The 4,800-nt window shown below is 71.2% G+C and carries 4 protein-coding genes; all 4 read left to right on the top strand.

Annotated elements, in window-relative coordinates; genetic code table 11:
• Positions 1-653 precede the first annotated feature (653 nt).
• On the top strand, positions 654-1,622 hold the full coding sequence (locus tag NBW84_RS22680; RefSeq protein WP_250287254.1) for a metal ABC transporter substrate-binding protein: 969 nt from the start codon (positions 654-656) through the stop codon (positions 1,620-1,622).
• A 309-nt stretch (positions 1,623-1,931) separates the two neighbouring features.
• Positions 1,932-2,768, top strand: a complete 837-nt coding sequence (locus NBW84_RS22675; protein WP_250287252.1) for a metal ABC transporter ATP-binding protein — start codon at positions 1,932-1,934, stop codon at positions 2,766-2,768.
• A gap of 216 nt (positions 2,769-2,984) precedes the next feature.
• The gene (locus NBW84_RS22670; protein ID WP_250287251.1) at positions 2,985-3,932 is read left to right on the top strand and encodes a metal ABC transporter permease; all 948 of its coding nucleotides are present in this window, start codon (positions 2,985-2,987) and stop codon (positions 3,930-3,932) included.
• A partial coding sequence (locus NBW84_RS22665) for a metal ABC transporter permease (protein ID WP_250287250.1) occupies positions 3,933-4,800 on the top strand: 868 nt, incomplete at its 3' end.

Raw genomic sequence — 4,800 nt, 5'->3', positions numbered from 1 at the left:
GGACGAACAGCGGATCACGGTCCGGGTGGAGCCACGGCACATCATCCACAACACCGGCCGATGACGGCCGCGGGCCGGGCGTACGGCTTCGACATCGTCCCCTAACTAACCGGCCGGGAGAGGCCTTTCGGATGTTTTCCGGACGCGCCGTCACGAACGCGTCCGGAAACATCTGCCCGGCGGGAAGTGAAATCCGGAAATTGGCCGGGCCCGGTGAACTGTTTTCCGGGGCCACCGGCCCGGCCCGTTCGGCCGCGGTGCGGCCGGCGCACGGATTCACGGCTGTTCAGGTGTGATTCCGGGGTGGGCCTGGCAGGGGCTGCGCCAACGGCCGGACGGCCTGCTGCCGGCCGCGCGTCGTCGGGCCATACGCCGCGGATGTCACGTGCCCTGGGATCACGTGCCCTGGGATCACGTGCCCTGGGGCCATGTGTCGCGGGGACGGCGCTCGCTCCGGAGGAACTTCGCGTGGCTGCTTTTAGTGATCATACGTTTGTTGTGCGTCAGGAAATGCCGGCCTGATGCTCGGGAAGGCGGCTGGTGCCCGGGAGAGGGGTGATGCCCGGGAGAGGGGTGACGGTTCGATTTGACACCCGAACCGGAAACCGTTTCCATTACGTGGTCGTCGTCCCCAGGATGGAGCCGTCCCACGTATGTCCCGGATTCGTTCGTCCGCAGGCGTCGTCAACGTCCACCGCGTTGTCGGTCTCGCGCTGCTCGCGCTGCTCGCCCTGTTCGTCGCCGGCTGTGGCTCCGGCGATGACGACGGGCCCGCGTCGGCGGCGCCGCCGGGCAAGCTGCGGGTGGTGGCGACGACCACCCAGGTCGCCGACTTCGTACGGGCGGTGGGCGGTGACCGGGTCCAGGTGACCCAGATTCTGCGGCCCAACGTCGACCCGCACGACTACGAGCCCTCACCGGCCGACGTCAAGGCGGTCGGCGAGGCCGACGTGCTGGTGGCCAACGGTGTCGGCCTGGAGAAGTGGCTCGACGAGACGATCTCCTCCGCGGGCTTCGAGGGCACCCGGGTCGACGCCAGCCAGGGTGTGAGGATCCGCCCGGGCAGCGATGAGGAGGAGAAGGACGGGGATCCGCACATCTGGCACAACCCGCTCAACGTCAAGATCATGACTGCCAACATCGAGCGGGCGTTCGCCGCCGCGGACCCGGCTGGGGCCGCCGCCTACCAGGCCAACCGTACCGCCTACGACGGCAGGCTCGACGCGCTCGACGCCGACATCAGGCGGCAGATCGACGCACTGCCTCCCGCCAGCCGCAAGCTGGTGACCAATCATGACGCGTTCGGCTATTACATCGACCGGTACCAGCTGACCTTCGTCGGGTCGATCATCCCGAGTTTCGACACGTCGGCGGAGCTGTCCGGCCGCGACATCAACAATCTTGTGGAGAAGATCAGAACTACCGGGGCCAGGGCGGTTTTCTCCGAGTCGTCGTTGCCGCCGAACACGGCTGAGACGATCGGCCGGGAGGCCGGCGTCAAGGTGGTGGCGGGTGAGGGCTCCCTGTACGGCGACACCCTCGGCCCGCAGGGCTCGGACGGTGCGACCTACCTGCGGATGGAGGAGCACAACACCAGGACAATCGTCGATGCGCTGCAATGATGCGTCGACACGGGCATTGGCAGGGGAGCTGACACGGGGCTGACATGGGGGTCTGGCACGGGGGCCTGGCAGGGGGGCGAGGTGGGACCTGACGCGGGCCTGAGGATCCTGAGGCGGGCTGGAGCGGGGCCGCTGAAGAACGGGGCTGCTGAAGTTGTGAACCGCGACAGGCCGCCAGGGCCTGCGGCGAGGCATGGTCCGCCAGGGCCTGCGGCGAGGCATGGTCCGCCAGGGCCTGCGGTGAGGCATGGTCCGCCAGGGCCTGCGGTGAGGCATGGTCCGCCAGGGCCTGCGGTGAGGCATGGTGAAGTGAAGCAACAGGTGGTCGGCTCCCAGGTCGACGGCGGTGCCGACGTCGACGCTGGTACAGCTCCCGTGGACGCCGACGACGGTCTCTCCCCCGTAGTGGTCTTCGACCGCGCAAGCGTCGCCTACGGCCGGGTGCCCGTCCTCGAGGACGTGGACGGGGTGGTGGGCGCGGGGCACATGGTCGCCCTCATCGGCCCGAACGGGGGCGGCAAGTCGACCCTGATCAAGGCGATCCTCGGGCTCGTCCCGGTCGTCCGCGGCCGCATCCAGGTGCTCGGGCGGACACCGGTCCGGGCCCGTCAGGACGTCGCCTATGTCCCGCAGGCCGACACCCTGGATCCGGACTTCCCGGTCTCGGTCGGCCAGGTCGTGCTGATGGGCCGCTACCGCCAGATCGGCTGGGTACGCCGGCCGCGCCGGCCCGACCGGCTGATCGCCGCCGAGGCGCTGGCCGCGGTGGGGCTCGCCCACCGCGGTGGTGACCGTTTCGGCACCCTGTCCGGCGGCCAGCGGCAGCGGGTGCTGCTTGCCCGGGCGATGACCCAGCGGCCCAGGCTGCTGCTGCTGGACGAGCCGTTCAACGGGGTGGACACGCTCTCCCAGCAGGCGCTGCTGTCAGCGATCGACGGTCTGCGCGCGGCCGGCACCACCGTTGTCATCAGCACCCACGACCTGTCCCTGGCGCACCTGGCCTGCGACGACGTCTGCCTGGTCAACCGGCACCAGTTCGGTTTCGGCCCGACCGCGGCGACGCTCACCCCCGAGCGGCTGCGGGCGGCCTACGGCAGCGCCGCGCTCGAGCTGCGGGGCGAAGGTGTCATCGTTGCCCAGCCGTGAGCCACCCGTCCACGGGTCAGTACCTCGGATGCCTTCGGTATCACCCCAAATAGGGGTAAACCGGGTGGCTTACGTATCAGCCGGCATGAGCCGTACCTGGGCGGGCCACCCGTTCCCGAGCCGTCCGCCGGCGGGAGGGCCGCTGGCAAGAGGGCCGGCGGCGGCTGCACCGGCAGGCGGCGTCCCGGCAGGCGGCGTCCCGGCAGGGGATCCGCGGTGCTGAGCCGGTTGCTGCTGGATCCGTTCGCGCTGCCGTTCATGCGGCGGGCGCTGGTCGAGGTGCTGCTGCTCGGTGCGCTCGCGGGGGGCGTCGGGGTGTTCGTGGTGCTGCGCCGGCTGGCCTTTCTCGCGGACGCGCTCAGCCACGCCGTCTTCCCCGGGGTCGTCATCGGCTACCTGGTGTCGGGGCAGTCGGGGATCGTCCCGGGGGCACTGGTCTTCGCGGTCCTGGCGGTGGTGCTGTTCACCGTCGCCGCGGCCAGGGCGCGGGTGGGCCAGGACGCCGCGCTCGCGATCCTGCTGACCTCGTTCTTCGGGCTGGGGGTCGTGCTCGTGTCGCGGCAGCGGTCCTACACCGCCGACCTGACGACGTTCCTGTTCGGCCGGGTGCTCACCGTCGACTCCACCCAGATCACGCAGACGGCGGTGGTGGCCGTGGTGGTCGGCCTGGTGCTGTACGCGCTGCGCAAGGAACTGCTGCTGCGGACGTTCGACCAGCAGACCGCGCGGGCCATGGGCTACCGCGTGGTGCTGCTCGACCTCGTCCTGAACCTGATGATCGCTCTGGTCGTCGTCGCCGCGGTCAAGGCTGTCGGGACGATTCTGAGCATCGCGCTCCTGGTCGTTCCGGCGGCCGCCGCCCGGCTGCTCTCCGACCGGCTGCTGGTCGTGACCGGGCTCGCGGTCCTCTTCGGCGTGCTCGGCGGCTGGCTGGGGCTCGCGGCCAGCTACGAGGCGTCGATCAACCACGGGGTGCGGCTCGCCTCGGGCGCCACGATCGTGCTCGCGCTGGTCGTGTTCTACCTGCTCGCGCTGGGCGTCGGCCCGCTCGTCCGGCGCCGCTGGCGGCGGGGCGCGCGGCTGCCGGACGAGGTCGCGGACGTCGACGGGCTCCCGGCCGACCGGCCTGCCCGGCAGGCCCACGTGGGCGGAGGCGTCCGGTAGATGGCCGCCCTGGACCTGCTGTCGGATTCCTACACTCGCCGTGCCCTGGTCGAGGCGGTGCTCGTCGGCGCGCTGTGCGGCGCGGTCGGCGTGCACGTGGTGCTGCGGCGGCTGAGCTTCTTCACGATGGCCATGACGCACGCCACCTTCCCGGGGGTGGTGCTCGCGGCGATCCTGGGGATCAATCTCTACCTCGGGTCAGGGGTCTTCGGCTTCCTGGTGGTTCTTGCCGTGGCCGCGCTGTCCGCCCGCGGTGACAGCACGAGCGTCACCGGCGTCGTGCTGTCGGGCAGCTTCGCCCTCGGGGTGCTGCTGTTGTCGGCCCAGTCGGGGTTCACCAGGGACCTCACCGCCTATCTGGTCGGATCCATCCTCACCGTGCAGGCCGACGACCTGGTGACCTCCGGGATCGTCGCGGCCGTCGTGCTGGTGGTTCTCGCGCTGCTGTCCAAGGAGCTTGTCTTCGGGGCCTTCGACCGGGACGCGACCGTCGCGGCCGGCTATCCGGCCGGCCGGCTCGATGTCGTCCTCCTGCTGCTGGTCGAGGCGACGATCGTGACCTCGGTGCCGGCGGTGGGGACGATCCTGTCGGTCGCGCTGATCGTGGCGCCGGCGGCGACGGCCAGGCTGTGGTGCGACACCGTGCGGGGCATGACCGTGCTCTCGGTCTCCCTCGGGGCCGCCAGCGGCGTTATCGGCCTGGCGGTCAGCCGGCAGTGGTCCGTGGCGGCCGGTGGCGCGATCGTGCTCACCGCATCGGGGGTCTTCGCGTTGTCGGCGCTGCTCGCGCCCGCCGTCGGGACGCCGTCCCGCCGCCGCCGGCGGGCCCGAGGGGGGACCCGGCCGGCCGGGGGCGCCGCGGGCGAGG

The organism is Protofrankia sp. CiP1_Cm_nod2 (genome assembly GCF_920664355.1).
Lineage (GTDB): Bacteria > Actinomycetota > Actinomycetes > Frankiales > Frankiaceae > Protofrankia.
This window is presented reverse-complemented; position numbering and strand designations above follow the sequence as displayed.

Coding starts and splice junctions, on each gene's coding strand:
- NBW84_RS22680 (WP_250287254.1), top strand. CDS start 654: ATGTCCCGGATTCGTTCGTCCGCAGGCGTCGTCAACGTCCACCGCGTT.